The organism is Serratia sp. CY32780 (assembly GCF_052169135.1).
Lineage (GTDB): Bacteria > Pseudomonadota > Gammaproteobacteria > Enterobacterales > Enterobacteriaceae > Serratia > Serratia sarumanii.
Map to the genome: position 1 here is coordinate 73,960 of NZ_JBJNLI010000009.1, position 16,106 is coordinate 90,065.

A 16,106-nucleotide genomic window follows, 5' to 3' on the forward strand; every position below is an offset into this window, starting at 1 on the left:
AGAGGAAATCAGTCGGCGTCGTAGCCGAGGTTAGGCGCCAGCCAGCGTTCGACCTCGCTCACGCTCATCCCTTTACGCGCCGCGTAGTCTTCCACCTGATCGCGCTGGATCTGCGCCACCGCGAAGTACTTGCTTTCAGGATGGCTGAAGTACCAGCCGGACACCGCCGCCCCCGGCCACATGGCGAAGGACTCCGTCAGCTCCATGCTGGTGTGGCGGTTGACGTCCAGCAGCTGCCAAATGGTCGCTTTCTCGGTGTGTTCCGGGCAGGCCGGGTAGCCCGGCGCCGGCCGGATGCCCTGATAGTTTTCGCGGATCAGCTCTTCGTTGCTCAGGCTCTCGTCGGCGGCATAGCCCCAGTGCAGCTTGCGCACCTGCTCATGCAGGTATTCGGCGAAGGCCTCCGCCAGGCGATCCGCCAGCGCCTTGACCATGATTTTGTTGTAATCGTCGTGCTGCGCGTCGTACGCCGCCGCCAGCGCGTCCTCCTCCAGCCCGCCGGTCACCGCGAAGGCGCCGAAGTAGTCGGCCTTGCCGCTGCTTTTCGGCGCCACAAAGTCCGCCAGGCAGTAGTTCGGGAAGTCGGTTTTTTCCGTCTGCTGGCGCAGATGGCGGCTCACCGCCAGCACCTCGTCACGCCGTTCGTCGCGGTACACCTCCACGTCATCGCCGACGCGGTTGGCCGGGAACAGACCGTAAACGCCGCGCGGGTTGAGGCTGCGCTCGGCGGCCAGCCGATCCAGCATCTGATTGGCGTCGTGGAACAGGCGCTTGGCCTCTTCCCCCACCACCTCGTCTTCCAGGATGCGCGGGTATTTGCCCGCCAGCGACCAAGTCATGAAGAACGGCGTCCAGTCGATGTAGTGGCGCAGCGTCTCGATGCCGGCCGCCACCGGGAACACGCCGAGCTGCCGCGGCACAGGCGGCTGATAGTCGGCCCAGTCCAGCGCCATGGCGTTGGCGCGCGCCTTCTGCAAATCGACCGGCGGCGTGCGCGGCTTTTTGCGCGCATGCTGAATGCGCACCGTTTCATACTCTTTGCGGGTGCGCGCCACAAACTCGTCGCGCTGGGTGGCGGACAGCAGCGCCGACACCACGCCCACGGTGCGCGAAGCATTCTGCACGTAGGTAGTCGGGCCGCTGTAGTTCTGCTCGATCTTCACCGCGGTGTGCGCCTTGGAGGTGGTGGCGCCGCCGATCAACAGCGGCAGCGTAAAGCCCTGGCGCTCCATCTCTTTGGCCACGTTGACCATCTCGTCCAGCGATGGCGTGATCAGGCCCGACAGGCCGATGATATCGACGTTCTCCTCGCGCGCGGTGCGCAGGATTTTCTCCGTCGGCACCATCACGCCCAGATCGACGATTTCATAGTTGTTACACTGCAGTACCACGCCGACGATGTTCTTGCCGATGTCGTGCACGTCGCCCTTCACCGTCGCCAACAGGATTTTGCCCGCGGAGGTGCCCTGCTGCTTGCTGGCCTCGATGTAGGGTTCCAGGTAGGCCACCGCCTGCTTCATCACGCGGGCGGATTTCACCACCTGCGGCAGGAACATCTTGCCCTCGCCGAACAGATCGCCGACCACGTTCATCCCCGCCATCAGCGGCCCTTCGATCACTTCGATCGGGCGTTCGGCCTGCTGCCGCGCTTCTTCGGTGTCCAGCTCAATAAATTCGGTGATGCCCTTCACCAGCGAATACTCCAGCCGTTTCTCCACCGGCCAGCCGCGCCACTCCGCCTGCTGCACCGCCACGTCATTATCTTTGCTGCCACGGTACTTTTCCGCCAGCTCCAGCAGGCGTTCGGTGCCGTCCTCGCGACGGTTGAGGATCACGTCCTCCACCGCGTCGCGCAGCTCGGCGCTTAAATCGTCATAAATCGCCAGTTGCCCGGCGTTGACGATGCCCATGTCCATGCCGTTGCGAATGGCGTGATACAGGAACACCGCGTGGATCGCTTCACGCACCGGATCGTTGCCGCGGAACGAGAACGACACGTTGGACACGCCGCCGGAGATCATCGCGTGCGGCAGGTGGGTTTTGATGTCGGCACAGGCTTCGATAAAGTCGACGGCGTAGTTGTTGTGCTCTTCGATACCGGTAGCGACGGCGAAAATGTTCGGGTCGAAAATGATGTCTTCCGACGGGAAGCCGACGCGCTCGGTCAGAATGTTATAGGCGCGGCGGCAGATCTCGAACTTGCGCTGGCGGGTGTCCGCCTGCCCCACTTCGTCGAACGCCATCACCACCACCGCAGCGCCGTAGCGGCGCACCAGTTTGGCGTGATGAATGAAAGCCTCTTCGCCTTCCTTCATCGAGATCGAGTTAACGATGCCCTTGCCCTGTATGCACTTCAGGCCTTTCTCGATAACGGACCACTTGGAGGAGTCGATCATGATCGGCACCCGGGCGATATCCGGCTCGCCGGCGATCAGGTTGAGGAAACGCACCATCGCCGCTTCGGCGTCGAGCATCCCCTCGTCCATGTTGATGTCGATGATCTGCGCGCCGCTCTCGACCTGCTGGCGCGCCACGTCGAGCGCCTCGTTGTATTTCTCTTCTTTGATCAGGCGCTTGAATCGCGCCGAACCGGTGACGTTGGTGCGCTCGCCGACGTTGACGAACAGGGTGTTGGCGTCGATGGTCAGCGGTTCCAGACCGGCCAGGCGGCAGGCAACCGGGATCTCCGGCAGCCGGCGCGGCGGCACGCCCTCGACCGCGTTGACCATCGCGGCGATATGTTCCGGCGTGGTGCCGCAGCAGCCGCCGATGATATTGAGGAAGCCGGCCTGCGCCCATTCCCCGACCTGGCGCGCCATCTCGGCCGCATCCAGATCGTACTCGCCGAAGGCGTTCGGCAAACCGGCATTCGGGTGCGCGGTGACGTAGGTCTCCGAGATGCGCGCCAGCTCGGCGACGTACTGACGCAGTTCGTCCGGGCCCAGGGCGCAGTTCAGGCCGAAGGTCAGCGGCTTGACGTGGCGCAGCGAATTGTAAAACGCTTCGGTGGTTTGGCCGGACAGGGTGCGGCCAGAGGCGTCGGTGATGGTGCCGGAAATCATGATCGGCAGTTCCACCCCCAGCGCTTCGAATTCGGTTTCCACCGCAAAGGCGGCGGCCTTGGCATTCAGGGTGTCGAAGATGGTTTCGATCATGATCAGATCGACGCCGCCCTCCACCAGCGCACGGGTCGATTCGCGGTAAGCCGTCACCAGCTCGTCGAACGAGATGTTGCGGAACGCCGGATCGTTGACGTTCGGCGAGATGGACGCGGTGCGGTTGGTCGGCCCCAACACCCCGGCGACATAGCGCGGTTTTTCCGGCGTGCGCGCCGTCCATTCGTCGGCGCAGGTGCGCGCCAGGCAGGCGGCCTGATAGTTAATCTCGGCGGACAGCGACTCCATGTGGTAGTCGGCCATGGCGATGGAGGTGGAGTTGAAGGTATTGGTTTCAAGGATATCGGCGCCCGCCTCGAGATAGGCGTAATGAATGGCGGCGATCACTTCCGGCTTGGTCAGCACCAGCAGATCGTTATTGCCTTTCAGATCGCTGCGCCAGTCGGCGAAACGCTCACCGCGGAAATCTCGCTCATCCAGACGATAGCTCTGGATCATGGTGCCCATACCGCCGTCCAACACCAAAATGCGCTGCGCTAACTGGCGGCGCAGTTGTTCTACTCGATTCGTCACTGTAACCCCTTCCATTGCCATCCAGCCCATTGCTCAACTGCCGCAAAACCAACGAGTCATCCTAGCACAGCTTGTAAGGACAAAGGGCCAGACGACAATTGAGAGTTTTTCAGGTTGTGCGCCAACACCTCCGATGAGCTGACGGCGACTTGCAATTCATCGACAAAAAACGAAAATGAATTCCATCATACGGAAAAAGGAATCTTACCCATGGCCACCCCTGCTCCCGCCAAACGCGGCAAGAAGCCCCGCGCAGCAGCCCCGGCCGCCAGTGCGGCGACCGGCCAGGTACAATCGTTGACCCGTGGCCTGAAGCTGTTGGAGTACATTTCGGAAGCCCAGGGCAACGTGGCGCTGACCGATCTGGCCCAGCAGGCCGGCCTGCCGAACTCCACCACTCACCGCCTGCTCACCACCATGCAGCAGCAGGGATTCGTGCGCCAGGTCGGCGATCTCGGCCTGTGGACCATCGGCTCGCACGCCTTTGTGGTCGGCAGCAGCTTCCTGCAAAGCCGCAACCTGCTGGCGATGGTGCACCCGACGCTGCGCCGCCTGATGGAAGAGTCCGGCGAAACCGTCAACCTGGCGGTGCTGGATACCAGCGAGTACCAGGCGATCATCATCGATCAGGTGCAGTGTACGGCGCTGATGCGCATGTCGGCGCCGATCGGCGGCAAACTGCCGATGCACGCCTCCGGCGCCGGCAAGGCGTTCCTCGCCACCCTGCCGGACGATCAGGTAACCAAACTGCTGCACAAGAAAGGCATGCACACCTACACACCGCACACCCTGACGCCGCACAACCTGAAAGAGGGGCTGGCGCAGATCCGCAAACAGGGCTTCTCCTTTGACGACGAAGAACACGCGCTCGGCCTGCGCTGCGTGGCGGCCTGCATCTTCGACGAGCACCGCGAAGCCTTCGCCGCCATCTCCATCTCCGGCCCGGTGTCGCGCATCACCGACGATCGCGTGATCGAACTGGGGGCGCTGGTGATCCACGCGGCGAAAGAGATCAGCCTGGCCTACGGCGGCGTGCGCTGATCCCACCCCTCCGAGGGGCGCCCCTGCGCGCCCTCTCTCCTGATTCCTTGCTCTGTTGTCAGCATGTAACAGGCTATCGGCATCCTGTGTAGCGCACGGGAAAAAAGCTTGAAGCCGATCACAGTTAGCGATCCTCACGGCGAAAGCCCATTGCAACCGCTCAAACTTCCTTCGACAATGTTACCGATAACATGTTACCGGTAACAAACAAGCTGAACGAAGGTAACGTCACCCGGTGTTTTGGAGCCAAGCCATGACCAACAATCAAAATCGCATTTACGTCGTTATGGGCGTTTCCGGCAGCGGCAAGTCCGCCGTCGCCGCCGCCGCGGCCCGCCAACTCTCCGCCGGCTTCCTCGACGGCGACTTCCTGCATCCGCGCAGCAACATCCTGAAGATGGCCGCCGGCGAAGCGTTGAACGACGACGATCGCGCCCCGTGGCTGGCCGCGCTCAACGACGCCGCCTTCGCCATGCAGCGCACCAACAACGTGTCGATCATCGTCTGCTCGGCGCTGAAAAAGCAGTATCGCGACCGCCTGCGCGCCGGCAACGGCAACCTGTCGTTCATCTATCTGCACGGCGAGTTCCCGGTGATCGAATCCCGCCTGGCGGCGCGTAACGGCCACTTCTTCAAACCGCAGATGCTGGTCACCCAGTTCGCCGCGCTGGAGCAGCCGGGCGCCGACGAGAACGACGTGATGGCGATCGACATCAACCAGCCGCTGGACGCGGTGATCGCCGATACCGTGCGCCATATCCAGAGCTTCCTGCCGCAGGACGTGTGCGCGTGAGTACCGTAACGCTGGTCGGTACCGCAGTCGGCTCGGTTTTACTGCTGTTATTCCTGGTGATGAAGGCGCGCATGCACGCCTTCGTCGCGCTGATGCTGGTGTCCATCGCCGCCGGCATCTTCTCCGGCATGCCGCTGGACCATATTGCCGACACCATGCAAAAAGGCATGGGCGACACGCTGGGCTTCCTGGCGATCGTGGTGGCGCTCGGGGCAATGTTCGGCAAGATCCTGCATGAGGTCGGCGCGCTCGATCAAATTGCGGCGCAATTGCTGAAACGATTCGGACAAAGCAAGGCGCACTACGCGCTCGGCATCGCCGGCCTGATCTGCGCGCTGCCGCTGTTCTTCGACGTGGCGGTGGTGCTGCTGATCGGCATCGTGTTCGCCGTGGCGCGCCGCACCGACGGCAATATCGTCAAGCTGGCCATTCCGCTGTTCGCCGGCGTGGCCGCCGCCGCCTCCTTCCTGCTGCCGGGGCCGGTGCCGATGCTGCTGGCTTCGCAGATGAAGGCCGACTTCGGCTGGATGATCGCCATCGGCCTGGTGGCGGCGGTGATCGGCATGCTGATCGCCGGCCCGCTGTACGGCAGCTTTATCAGCCGCTTCGTCAACTGGCCGATGCCACCGGAAGAGAACGAGCCGACGTTGACCAAGGGCAATCTGCCGTCGTTCGGCTTCAGCCTGGCGCTGGTGCTGTGCCCGCTGGTGCTGGTCGGCATGAAGACCATCGGCGCGCGGCTGGTCACCCCCGGCTCGCAACTGCAGCAGTGGCTGGAGTTTATCGGCCACCCGTTCACCGCCATTCTGCTGGCCTGCCTGATCGTGATTTACGGCCTGGCGAAGCCGCGCGGCATGAGCAACGAACAGACGCTGGCCATCTGCTCCGCCGCGGTGCAACCGGCCGGGATCATCCTGCTGATGACCGGCGCCGGCGGGGTGTTCAAACAGATCCTGGTGGATTCCGGCGTAGGGCCGGCGCTGGGTGACGCGATGATCGGCGCCGGCCTGCCGATCGCCGTGGCCGCCTTTGCGCTCTCCGCCATGGTGCGGGTGATTCAGGGCTCGGCCACCGTCGCCTGTCTGACCACCGTCGGCCTGGTGCTGCCGGTCACCAGCCAGCTCGGGCTGAACGGCGGGCAGCTGGCCGCGCTGGCTATCTGCATCGCCGGCGGCTCCATCGTGCTGAGCCACGTCAACGACGCCGGTTTTTGGCTGTTCGGCAAATTCACCGGCGCCAACGAACTGCAAACGCTGAAAACCTGGACGGTGATGGAAACGATTCTGGGCAGCGTCGGCGGCGCTATCGGCATGATTGCATTCACGATGTTTTAAATCCTAAATCGCCCCCGGCCTTGCACACCAGGGCTGCAAATCATCCCCGGGGGCACCGCCACAGGCGGCGACTATAACAACAGCAATGTGAGGAAGGCATGATTAACCCAACCTTGTCCCGTGTCACGCAGCGCATCATCCACCGTTCCCAGGCCAGCCGCGCCGCCTATCTGGCGCGCATCGAGGCGGCCCGTTCCCAAACCGTCCACCGCGCGCAGCTGGCCTGCGGCAACCTGGCCCACGGCTTCGCCGCCTGTCAGCCCGATGACAAGACGGCGCTGAAAAACATGGTGCGCAGCGATATCGCCATCATCACCGCCTACAACGACATGCTGTCGGCCCACCAGCCGTACGAACACTACCCGCAGCGGCTGAAGCAGGCGCTGAAGGCGGTGGGCGCCGTTGGCCAGGTGGCCGGCGGCGTGCCGGCGATGTGCGACGGCGTGACACAGGGGCAGGACGGCATGGAGCTGTCGCTGATGAGCCGTGACGTGATCGCCATGTCGGCCGCCGTCGGCCTGTCGCACAATATGTTCGACGGCGCGCTGTTCCTCGGCATCTGCGACAAGATCGTGCCCGGGCTGGTGATGGCCGCCCTCTCCTTCGGCCACCTGCCCGCGCTGTTCGTGCCGGCCGGCCCGATGAGCAGCGGCCTGCCGAACAAGGAAAAGGTGCGCGTGCGCCAACTGTACGCCGAGGGCAAGGCCGATCGTCTGGCGCTGCTGGAAGCCGAGGCCGCCTCCTATCACGGCATCGGCACCTGCACCTTCTACGGCACCGCCAACACCAACCAGATGGTGATGGAAGTGATGGGCCTGCACCTGCCGGGCGCCTCTTTCGTGCATCCGGATACGCCGCTGCGCGACGCGCTGAACGACGCCGCTGCGCGCCAGGTGACCCGGCTGACCGACACCGCCGGCAACTACCTGCCGATCGGCCGCCTGGTGGACGAGAAAGTGGTGGTGAACGGCATCGTCTCGCTGCTGGCCACCGGCGGCTCCACCAACCTGACCATGCATCTGGTGGCGATGGCGCGCGCAGCGGGCATCATCATCACCTGGGACGATTTCTCGGAGCTGTCGGAGGCGGTGCCGCTGCTGTGTCGCATCTACCCGAACGGCCCGGCCGACATCAACCAGTTCCAGGCCGCCGGCGGCGTGCCGCTGGTGGTGCGTGAGCTGTTGCAACACGGGCTGCTGCACGAAGACGTGCACACCGTGGCCGGTTTCGGCCTGCACCGCTACACCCAGGAACCGTGGCTGGATAATGGCCAGCTGGTGTGGCGCGAAGGCGTGGCCGGCTCGCTCGACGCCAGCGTGATCGCCAGCGTCGCTCAGCCGTTTGAACATCACGGCGGCACCAAAGTGATGGCCGGCAATCTGGGCCGTGCGGTGATGAAAACCTCGGCGGTGCCCGCCGACAACCAGATTATCGAAGCGCCGGCGGTGGTGTTCGACAGCCAGCACGACATCGTGCCGGCGTTTGAAGCCGGCAAGTTGGATCGCGATTGCGTGGTGGTGGTGCGCTTCCAGGGGCCACAGGCCAACGGTATGCCGGAGTTGCACAAGCTGATGCCGCCGCTGGGCGTGCTGATGGATCGCGGCTTCAAAGTGGCGCTGGTGACCGACGGCCGCCTGTCAGGCGCCTCCGGCAAGGTGCCTTCCGCCATCCACGTCACCCCGGAAGCCTATACCGGCGGCCTGCTGGCGAAAGTGCGCGACGGCGATCCGATCCGCGTCAACGGCCGCAGCGGCGAGCTGCAGGTACTGGTCGACGCCGACGAACTGGCCCAGCGCACGCCGTGCCAACCCGATCTGAGCGCAGAACACATCGGCTGCGGCCGCGAGCTGTTCGGCGCGCTGCGCAGCCAGCTGTCCGGCGCCGAGCAGGGCGCCTGCTGCATCACATTTTAATCGATAGCCTGGCCGCATCGCCGCCTGGCGGCGGCCACAAAGGAGAACGTCATCATGAACAAGTGGAAAACAAGCGCCGAGCAGATCCTGACGGCGGGGCCGGTGGTGCCGGTGATCGTGATCAACAAGCTGGAACATGCGGTGCCGTTGGCGAAAGCGCTGGTCGCCGGCGGCGTGCGGGTGTTGGAAGTGACGCTGCGCACCGCCTGCGCCATGGACGCCATTCGCGCCATCGCCCAAGAAGTGCCGGAAGCGATCATCGGCGCCGGTACCGTGATCAATCCGCAGCAGCTGCGTGAAGTGACCGAGGCCGGCGCGCAGTTCGCCATCAGCCCGGGGCTGACCGACGAGCTGCTCAAGGCGGCCACCGCCGGGTCCATTCCGCTTATTCCGGGCATCAGCACCGTTTCCGAACTGATGCTGGGCATGGATTACGGCCTGCGCGAGTTTAAATTCTTCCCGGCGGAAGCCAACGGTGGCGTAAAAGCGCTGCAGGCGATCGGCGGCCCGTTCCCGCAGGTGCGCTTCTGCCCGACCGGCGGCATCTCGCCGGACAACTACCGCAGCTATCTGGCGCTGAAAAGCGTGCTGTGCATCGGCGGCTCCTGGCTGGTGCCGGCGGACGCGCTGGAAAGCGGCGACTACGCGCGCATCACCGAACTGGCGCGCGCCGCCGTCGCGGGCGCCCAGGCCTGATTTACATCGCAGCGGTGGCGGCCAGCAGCGCCGCCCCGCTGCGCTGGCTGAACCGCTGCTTCTTGCGGTAAGCGAACACGTCTTCCACGTGCCCCTCGCGGATGCGTTGCTGTAACCCGCGCCAATACTCCGCGGTAAACAGATCGCTGTGCAATTCTTCAAACACCTGCCGAATGCGCCGATCGCCGCACAGGAAGTGGCGGAATTCCTCCGGGAACACGTCGTTGGGCGCGATGCTGTACCACGGCTCGCTGGCCAGCTCGTCCTCCGGATAGCGCGGCGGCGGAATGTCGCGGAAGTTGACCTCGGTCATGTAGCAAATTTCGTCGTAGTCGTAGAACACCACCCGCCCGTGGCGCGTCACGCCAAAGTTCTTGAACAGCATGTCGCCGGGGAAGATATTGGCGGCGGCCAGCTGCTTGATGGCATTGCCGTACTCTTCGATCGCATCGCGCATCTGCTGGTCGTTGGCCTGCTCCAGATACAGGTTCAGCGGCGTCATGCGCCTCTCCATATACAGATGCTTGATCACGATGCGATCGCCGAGATCTTCCAGCTTGCCCGGCACTTCACGCTGCAGCTCCGCCAACAGCGCCGGACTGAGGCGCGCCTTGTCGACGACGAAATTCTCGTACTCCTGGGTATCCGCCATGCGCCCGACGCGGTCATGCTCTTTCACCAGCTGATAGCAGGCCATCACCTGTGCCTGCGTCACCTCTTTTTGCGGGGCGAATTCGTCTTTAATCACTTTAAACACCCGATCGAAGGATGGCAGGGTGAACACCAGCATCACCATGCCCTTCACCCCCGGCGCGATAATGAACTGCTCCTGCGACTGCGCCATAAAGGTCAGGTATTCGCGATAGCATTCGGTTTTGCCGTGCTTCTGGCAGCCGATCGCCATGTACAGCTCGGCGGTGGTCTTGCCCGGCAGGATCTCGCGCAGCCACTCCACCATCGCCGCCGGCAGCGGCGCATAGACCATGAAATAAGATCGGGCGAAGCCGAAGACGATGCTGGCCTCGGCCTTACCGGTCAGGCAGGCGTCGATAAACAGCGCGCCCGACTCGCTGTGGTGGATAGGCAGCAAGAACGGATAAACGCCGTCGGCCAGACGCAGCTTGCCGACCAGCCAGGCGGCCTTGTTGCGATAGAACAGTTCGTTGGCGATCTGGAAGGTTGCCCCCGCCAACTGCTGTGCGCTGAAGGCGCGTTGCAGCGCCTGAGTGATGTAGTGAATATCGCGCGTCAAATCCTCCCACGGCAGCCGCAGCGGCAGATCGCTCAGCACGCTGCGCAGCATCGCCGGCAGATCGCCATTGGGGGTGAAATCGCGCGCCAGCGGACGCGGAATGTCGCGAAAGCGCCGCTCCGGCTGCGAACTGAACACGAACAGCTTGTCCGGCGTCAGATCGCGGTGCTTGAACAGCCGGCAGTAGACCGAGTTAAAGAAGCTTTCGGCGATCTCGAAGCGCGGGTAGTCCGGCAGCAGGTCGATATAGACCGCTTTGACCCGGCTGGGGAAGTCGGCGTCGAAGTATTTCTGCCCGGTGATGCATTTGAGCTGCTCCACCACCAGGCCGACGTGATGGTCATACAGATGGATGCGCTTTTTCATCGCCCGCTGCACCGCCGGCCAGTCCGCCTGCTCGAAGCGCTGCTGCGCGCCGGCGGTCACTTCCAGAAAGCGGCCGTACTGCGCATCGAAGCCTTGCAGGATCGTCTGTGCGATCAACAACTCCAGTTTTGCCGCCATCCTTACCCCCGCCAGAAAAAGAAGCCTGCGCATGCAGGCTCCGGATGAAACGTCTTCAAGCTTGCCGCATCAGAACTGCTGTTCTTCCGTCGAACCGGTCAGCGCAGTGACCGAAGAGGCGCCGCCCTGAATAATGGTGGTGACCTTGTCGAAGTAGCCGGTGCCCACCTCTTGCTGATGCGACGCGAAGGTGTAACCGCGATCCACCGCGGCGAACTCCGCCTGCTGCACCTTCTCGACGTAGTGTTTCATGCCCTCGCCCTGCGCATAGGCGTGCGCCAGGTCGAACATGTTGAACCACATGCTGTGGATGCCCGCCAGCGTAATGAACTGATACTTGTAGCCCATGTCCGACAGCGCCTGCTGGAAGCGGGCGATGGTCTGGTCGTCGAGGTTCTTTTTCCAGTTGAACGACGGCGAGCAGTTGTAGGCCAGCAGCTTGCCCGGGTATTTGGCGTGGATGGCGTCGGCGAAGCGCTGGGCGGCATCCAGATCCGGCGTAGAGGTTTCGCACCACACCATGTCCGCGTAAGGGGCATAAGCCAGGCCGCGGCTGATCGCCTGCTCGACGCCGGCATGGGTGCGGAAGAAGCCTTCCGCCGTGCGCTCGCCGGTGACGAAGGCGCTGTCATACGGATCGCAATCGGAGGTCAGCAGGTCGGCCGCATCGGCGTCGGTGCGGGCGATCACCAGCGTCGGCACGCCGAGCACGTCGGCCGCCAGGCGCGCGGCGACCAGCTTCTGAATCGCTTCCTGCGTCGGCACCAGCACTTTGCCGCCCATATGGCCGCATTTCTTCACCGCCGCCAGCTGGTCTTCAAAGTGTACCCCGGCGGCGCCGGCGGTGATCATCGCTTTCATCAGCTCGAAGGCGTTCAGCACGCCGCCGAAGCCGGCTTCCGCATCGGCGACGATCGGCAGGAAATAATCGGTGTAGCCTTTGCTGCCCGGCTCAATCTGGTTCGCCCATTGGATCTGATCGGCGCGACGGAAGGTATTGTTGATGCGCTCGACCACCTTCGGCACCGAGTCCACCGGATACAGCGACTGGTCAGGGTACATGGCCGCTGCGCTGTTGGCGTCCGCCGCCACCTGCCAACCGGACAGGTAGATAGCCTCGACGCCGGCTTTGGCCTGCTGCAGCGCCTGGCCGCCGGTCAGCGCGCCCAGGCAGTTCACGTAGCCTTTGCGCGCCTTGCCGTTCAGCAACGCCCACAGTTTGGCGGCACCGTTTTGCGCCAGAGTGCATTCCGGGTTGACCGAACCGCGCAGGTTGATCACGTCTTCGGCGCTGTAAGGGCGGGTGATGCCTTCCCAACGGGCCGATTTCCATTCCTGTTCCAGCTGCTGGATCTGTTGAGAGCGAGAGGTAGACATAATTTTTATCCTTTCAGTCGTGTAGGGTTAATTGGGAAAACTCAGGCCAGCAGCTCATAGCCGGGCAGCGTCAGGAAATCGATTAATTCATCTTGCGTGGTGATGCGCTCCATCAGGCGCGCCGCCTCTTCGAACCGGCCGGCGTTAAAGCGCGCTTCCCCCACTTCTTCACGCACCACCAACATCTCTTCTTGCAGCATCTGGCGGAACAGTGCCTTGGTGACCGGGCGCCCATCGCTCAGGCTCTTCTCGTGGTGGATCCACTGCCAGATTGACGTACGGGAGATTTCCGCCGTGGCCGCATCTTCCATCAAACCGTAAATCGGCACGCAACCGTTGCCGGAGATCCAGGCTTCGATGTACTGCACCGCCACGCGGATATTGGCGCGCATCCCCGCCTCGGTGCGCTCGCCGTCGCACGGTTCCAGCAGCTGTGCGGCGCTGATCGGCGCGTCTTGCTCACGCAGCACCTCCAGCTGGTTTTGGCGATCGCCCAGCGCTTTGCCGAACACTTCCATCACCGTGTCCGCCAGCCCCGGGTGCGCCACCCAGGTGCCATCGTGGCCGTTGTTGGCCTCCAGCTCTTTGTCCGCCCGCACCTTGTTCAGCACCCAGGCGTTTTTCTCGGCGTCTTTGCTCGGGATAAACGCTGCCATGCCGCCCATGGCGAACGCGCCGCGCTTATGACAGGTTTTGATCAGCAGGCGCGAATAGGCGCTGAGGAAAGGTTTCTCCATGGTCACCGACTGACGATCCGGCAGCACGCGATCGCCGTGATTCTTCAGCGTTTTGATGTAGCTGAAGATGTAATCCCAGCGGCCGCAGTTCAGACCCACGATGTGATCGCGCAGGTGGTAGAGAATTTCGTCCATCTGGAACACCGCCGGCAGGGTTTCGATCAGCACGGTCGCTTTGATGGTGCCGCGCGGCAGATCGAAACGATCCTCGGTAAAGCTGAAGACATCGCTCCACCAGGCCGCTTCTTCCCAGGACTGGGTTTTCGGCAGGTAGAAATACGGGCCGCTGCCCTTGGCCAACAGTTGGCGATAGTTGTGGTAGAAGTACAGCGCGAAATCGAACAGGCCGCCGGGAATGGCTTCATCACGCCACAGTACGTGCTTCTCCGGCAGATGCAGGCCGCGCACGCGAGCGATCAATACCGCCGGGTTCGGCTTCAACTGGTAGATCTTGCCGGCTTCATTGGTGTAGGAAATGGTGCCGTTAACCGCATCGTGCAGGTTAATTTGGCCGTCGATAACTTTGTCCCAGCTTGGCGCCAGCGAGTCTTCGAAGTCCGCCATGAACACTTTTACGTTGGCATTAAGCGCATTGATCACCATCTTGCGCTCAACCGGCCCGGTGATCTCGACCCGACGGTCACGCAGATCTTGCGGAATGCCGCGGATCTGCCAGTCACCTTCATGAATGGAAGTGGTTTCCGAAATAAACCCCGGCAGTTCGCCGCGATCGATATTTTGCTGCCAGCGGACACGCGCCGCCAGCAGCTCGTTGCGCCGCGGCGTGAATTTCCCCACCAGTTCCGCCAGGAATTCAACCGCTTCATCGGTCAACACCTGGCGCTCCGCTGCGGCGAAACCCTGCGTAAACCTTAACTCCGTGCCTGCTATCTGTTGCGTCATGACCTTGCTCCTTCCCATCGTTGCGCCCGCGCGACCGGCGCATTTTCATCAGAAATCACTGTGGATCAGGGCGGATGAAACGATCCTCAACTGGTCAGATCTCATCCCGATAGCTTTAAGAATACTCAACAAAAAATAAAAATCAAAAACCATTTCCATTTTATTATTAAATATTTTATTAACACTTTATTATCAATTGGTTAGATAAAATAACAATAATGACAGGTAAGGAAATCGCTTCCAGTAACTTTATGAAGACGCACTAACGCCTTGTTGAACAAAGAATTTATTGGATAAGTGTCGGATAAAAAGAGGATCTTGCAGAGGATCAACGGAGCGGCGGCCTCGATTCAGCCGCCGGCAGGCAGAAAAGATCAGTCGAGCGTCGGATTCATATGACGCAGATCGTACGGCGTGATCTGGTAGACGTAATAGTTGAGCCAGTTGGAAAACAGCAGATGGCCATGGCTGCGCCAGGTGGCTTTCGGTGTCAGTGCGGGGTTGTCATCGGGGAAGTAGTTGAGCGGAACGGCGGGATCGAGGCCAGCTTCGTGGTCGCGACAATACTCCCCCGCCAGGGTCAGCGCATCATACTCCGGATGGCCGGTGACGAACGCCAGGCGCTTATCCCTGCTGGCGAACAGGTAGGCGCCCGCCTGTTCGGATTCGGCCAGAATATCCAGGTCGGTATATTGGCGAATCACCTCGGTCGGGAAATCGGCATAGCGTGAATGCGGCGCCAGGAAACTTTCGTCGAAGCCGCGCGTCAGCAACGCATGCTGCTGTAGCGTTTGGTGCGGGTAAACGCCGGAGAGCTTCACTTCGCGCGTCATCTTGGGAATGCCATACAGAATATTCAACGCCGCCTGTACCGCCCAGCACACGAACAGCGTGGAGGTAACGTGGTGCTTGGCCCAGTCGATCACGCGCTCGATCTGTGGCCAATAGGCAACATCGCAGAAATCGACCAGCCCCAGCGGCGCGCCGGTGACGATCAGACCATCGAAGTTCTCGTTCTGGATATCCTCGAAGTCGCAGTAGAAGTTATTCAGATGCTCGGCCGGCGTGTTCTTCGATTCGCGGCTGTCGATACGCAGCAACTGGATATCAATCTGCAGCGGCGAGTTGGACAACAGGCGCAGAAACTGGTTTTCCGTTTCGATCTTCTTTGGCATCAGGTTGAGGATCAGCACTTTCAGTGGCCTGATTTCCTGTGTTTTTGCCCGCGAGGATGTCATCACGAAAACATTCTCACCGCGCAAGAAATTGACCGCAGGTAACTCATCAGGAACACGAATCGGCATTGCTTAACCCTCACACATCCATTTATACGTTTAGACTTCTAGATGCCCAAAGATAGCGTTTTTTTCCGTCGCTGTCGAGCATTCAGCGGAAAGGTGAAAATGTTTCATTGCGCGATCTGCGCCAAGATATGAGTAGAGAGAGTAAAAGGACTGAAAAGCAAAAAGGCCATCCTTTCGGATGGCCTCTTGGCTTATTTGATGCTTGGCAGTGTCCTACTCTCGCATGGGGAGACCCCACACTACCATCGGCGCTACGGCGTTTCACTTCTGAGTTCGGCATGGGGTCAGGTGGGACCACCGCGCTATTGCCGCCAAGCAAATTCTTTTTTCTGCCGAACTTCTAAACCCACTTTAAATAAAGTGGTGCTGATACCCAGAGTCGAACTGGGGACCTCACCCTTACCAAGGGTGCGCTCTACCAACTGAGCCATATCAGCACGCTTAATTTGATGCCTGGCAGTGTCCTACTCTCGCATGGGGAGACCCCACACTACCATCGGCGCTACGGCGTTTCACTTCTGAGTTCGGCATGGGGTCAGGTGGGACCACCGCGCTATTGCCGC

The 16,106-nt window shown here is 61.8% G+C and carries 10 protein-coding genes, 1 tRNA gene and 2 rRNA genes; 5 read left to right on the forward strand and 8 right to left on the reverse strand.

The features are described from left to right. Nucleotides 1-8: 8 nt before the first annotated feature. Nucleotides 9-3,704 (reverse strand): methionine synthase, encoded by a 3,696-nt coding sequence (metH, locus tag ACJ8HH_RS23570; RefSeq protein ID WP_101456362.1) that lies wholly within the window; start codon nucleotides 3,702-3,704, stop codon nucleotides 9-11. Between the two features lie 195 nt (nucleotides 3,705-3,899). On the opposite strand from metH, the gene iclR reads away from it, so the two are divergent. The 5 genes from iclR to ACJ8HH_RS23595 all read left to right on the forward strand — a co-directional run bounded on the left by iclR (nucleotide 3,900) and on the right by ACJ8HH_RS23595 (nucleotide 9,466). Further along, nucleotides 3,900-4,730, forward strand: coding sequence for a glyoxylate bypass operon transcriptional repressor IclR (gene iclR, locus ACJ8HH_RS23575; RefSeq protein ID WP_004936648.1), 831 nt, complete (start codon nucleotides 3,900-3,902; stop codon nucleotides 4,728-4,730). A gap of 253 nt (nucleotides 4,731-4,983) precedes the next feature. Further along, the gene (gene gntK, locus ACJ8HH_RS23580; protein WP_004936645.1) at nucleotides 4,984-5,523 is read left to right on the forward strand and encodes a gluconokinase; all 540 of its coding nucleotides are present in this window, start codon (nucleotides 4,984-4,986) and stop codon (nucleotides 5,521-5,523) included. Continuing rightward, nucleotides 5,520-6,857, forward strand: a complete 1,338-nt coding sequence (gene gntU / locus ACJ8HH_RS23585; protein ID WP_033649721.1) for a gluconate transporter — start codon at nucleotides 5,520-5,522, stop codon at nucleotides 6,855-6,857. Before gntK ends, gntU begins: the two co-directional genes overlap by 4 nt. Before the next feature lie 98 nt (nucleotides 6,858-6,955). Then, nucleotides 6,956-8,770: a phosphogluconate dehydratase gene (gene edd, locus ACJ8HH_RS23590; protein WP_041036924.1), complete on the forward strand. Its 1,815-nt coding sequence runs from the start codon at nucleotides 6,956-6,958 to the stop codon at nucleotides 8,768-8,770. Nucleotides 8,771-8,824: 54 nt separating this feature from the next. After that, the gene (locus tag ACJ8HH_RS23595) at nucleotides 8,825-9,466 is read left to right on the forward strand and encodes a bifunctional 4-hydroxy-2-oxoglutarate aldolase/2-dehydro-3-deoxy-phosphogluconate aldolase (RefSeq protein WP_033649689.1); all 642 of its coding nucleotides are present in this window, start codon (nucleotides 8,825-8,827) and stop codon (nucleotides 9,464-9,466) included. Nucleotide 9,467: 1 nt separating this feature from the next. On the opposite strand, the gene aceK is transcribed toward ACJ8HH_RS23595, so the two are convergent. The 7 genes from aceK to rrf (ACJ8HH_RS23630) form a co-directional block, all read right to left on the reverse strand. Next, entirely contained in the window at nucleotides 9,468-11,222 is a 1,755-nt protein-coding gene (gene aceK, locus ACJ8HH_RS23600) for a bifunctional isocitrate dehydrogenase kinase/phosphatase (RefSeq protein WP_197766329.1), read from the reverse strand. A 69-nt stretch (nucleotides 11,223-11,291) separates the two neighbouring features. Further along, a complete protein-coding gene (gene aceA, locus ACJ8HH_RS23605; RefSeq protein WP_004936630.1) occupies nucleotides 11,292-12,599 on the reverse strand; it encodes an isocitrate lyase in 1,308 nt (435 codons plus the stop codon). A gap of 41 nt (nucleotides 12,600-12,640) precedes the next feature. Continuing rightward, complete coding sequence (gene aceB, locus ACJ8HH_RS23610; protein WP_060426892.1) at nucleotides 12,641-14,239, reverse strand: malate synthase A; 1,599 nt, start codon at nucleotides 14,237-14,239, stop codon at nucleotides 12,641-12,643. Between the two features lie 374 nt (nucleotides 14,240-14,613). Further along, complete coding sequence (gene metA / locus ACJ8HH_RS23615; protein WP_033654730.1) at nucleotides 14,614-15,543, reverse strand: homoserine O-acetyltransferase MetA; 930 nt, start codon at nucleotides 15,541-15,543, stop codon at nucleotides 14,614-14,616. A 200-nt stretch (nucleotides 15,544-15,743) separates the two neighbouring features. Further along, nucleotides 15,744-15,859, reverse strand: a 5S ribosomal RNA gene (gene rrf / locus ACJ8HH_RS23620). A gap of 45 nt (nucleotides 15,860-15,904) precedes the next feature. Then, nucleotides 15,905-15,980 (reverse strand) — tRNA-Thr (locus ACJ8HH_RS23625). A gap of 14 nt (nucleotides 15,981-15,994) precedes the next feature. Then, a 5S ribosomal RNA gene (rrf, locus tag ACJ8HH_RS23630) occupies nucleotides 15,995-16,106 on the reverse strand; the annotation flags it as partial.

Coding starts and splice junctions, on each gene's coding strand:
- metH (WP_101456362.1), bottom strand. CDS start 3,704: ATGGAAGGGGTTACAGTGACGAATCGAGTAGAACAACTGCGCCGCCAG.
- iclR (WP_004936648.1), top strand. CDS start 3,900: ATGGCCACCCCTGCTCCCGCCAAACGCGGCAAGAAGCCCCGCGCAGCA.
- gntK (WP_004936645.1), top strand. CDS start 4,984: ATGACCAACAATCAAAATCGCATTTACGTCGTTATGGGCGTTTCCGGC.
- edd (WP_041036924.1), top strand. CDS start 6,956: ATGATTAACCCAACCTTGTCCCGTGTCACGCAGCGCATCATCCACCGT.
- ACJ8HH_RS23595 (WP_033649689.1), top strand. CDS start 8,825: ATGAACAAGTGGAAAACAAGCGCCGAGCAGATCCTGACGGCGGGGCCG.
- aceK (WP_197766329.1), bottom strand. CDS start 11,222: ATGGCGGCAAAACTGGAGTTGTTGATCGCACAGACGATCCTGCAAGGC.
- aceA (WP_004936630.1), bottom strand. CDS start 12,599: ATGTCTACCTCTCGCTCTCAACAGATCCAGCAGCTGGAACAGGAATGG.
- aceB (WP_060426892.1), bottom strand. CDS start 14,239: ATGACGCAACAGATAGCAGGCACGGAGTTAAGGTTTACGCAGGGTTTC.
- metA (WP_033654730.1), bottom strand. CDS start 15,543: ATGCCGATTCGTGTTCCTGATGAGTTACCTGCGGTCAATTTCTTGCGC.